Source organism: Pseudomonas rosaeacicularis, assembly GCF_057128745.1.
Window position 1 is genome coordinate 1 of record NZ_JBSKHT010000036.1, and the last position, 1,432, is coordinate 1,432.

General features: G+C 57.2%; 1 protein-coding gene and 1 pseudogene. Both read left to right on the top strand.

Features of this window, described 5'->3' with window-relative positions:
• A pseudogene (locus tag ACWKWM_RS27815) lies at positions 1 to 384 on the top strand (carboxynorspermidine decarboxylase); the annotation flags it as partial.
• A gap of 26 nt (positions 385 to 410) precedes the next feature.
• A partial coding sequence (locus tag ACWKWM_RS27820; protein ID WP_483849172.1) for a saccharopine dehydrogenase family protein occupies positions 411 to 1,432 on the top strand: 1,022 nt, incomplete at its 3' end.

The following is a 1,432-nucleotide window of genomic DNA, read 5'->3' on the forward strand; positions in this document are numbered from 1 at the left end:
AGCGCCTCGCTGGAAGTCACCGTGCTCGACACGCTGTACAACGGCAAGCACCTGGCCGTGGTCGACAGCTCCATCGAAGCGCACATGCTCGATCTGCTGATTTATCGCCTGGACGCCAAGCTCGCGCCGAGCGAGGGCGAACACACCTACATGGTCTGCGGCAAATCCTGTCTGGCCGGGGATATTTTTGGCGAGTATCAGTTCGCAAAACCCCTGGCCATCGGTGACCGACTGTCCTTCGTGGACGCGGCGGGTTACACCATGGTCAAGAAGAACTGGTTCAACGGCCTGAAAATGCCGTCCATCGCAGTGAAACAACTCGACGGTACAGTCGAGGTAGTGCGTGAGTTTGGTTTTAACGATTATTTGTCCAGCCTTTCGTAAGCTGGCAGCGAGGAGTGAGAAAGAAATTGAAGAAGAACGTTCTTATCATTGGTGCAGGAGGTGTCGCCAAGGTGGTGGCCCACAAGTGCGCGCAGCACAACGACGAACTCGGTCGTATTGCTATCGCGTCGCGCAACATCTCCAAGTGCCAGGCCATCATCGACAGCGTCAAGGCCAAGGGCAGCCTCAAACAGCCTGCTGAAATCAAAGCCTTCACGCTGAACGCCTTGGACATCGAAGCGACCAAAGCGCTGATTCTGGAAACCGAATCGCAGATCGTGATCAACGTCGGTTCATCGTTTTTGAACATGTCCGTGCTGCGCGCCTGCATCGACACCGGCGTGGCGTATCTGGACACTGCGATCCACGAAGAGCCGGGCAAGGTCTGCGAAACGCCGCCCTGGTACGGCAACTACGAGTGGAAGCACCTGGAGGAATGCCAGGAGAAAAACGTCACCGCCATCCTCGGCATCGGCTTCGACCCGGGCGTGGTCAACGCTTACGCAGCGCTGGCGCAACAAACCTATTTCGACCGCATTGATTCAATCGACATCCTCGACGTCAATGCCGGTTCACACGGCAAATACTTCGCGACCAACTTCGATCCGGAAATCAATTTCCGTGAGTTCACAGGCCAAGTCTGGAGCTGGCAGAACAGCCAGTGGACCAGCAACGCCATGTTCGAAGTCAAACGCACCGACGACCTGCCGATTGTCGGCAGCCACAACCTATACCTCACAGGACACGATGAAGTGCACTCGCTGTCGAAAAACCTCGACGTGCCCAACGTGCGTTTCTGGATGAGTTTTGGCGAGCACTACATCAACGTCTTCACCGTGCTCAACAGCCTCGGCCTGCTGTCCGAACAGCCGGTGAAAACCGCCGAAGGCCTGGAAGTGGTGCCGCTCAAAGTGGTCAAGGCCGTGCTGCCCGACCCCGCTTCGCTGGCGCCAGGCTACACCGGCAAGACCTGCATCGGAGATCTGGTCAAAGGCACCAAAGACGGCCAGCCGCGCGAGATGTTCATCTACAACGTCGCCGACCACGA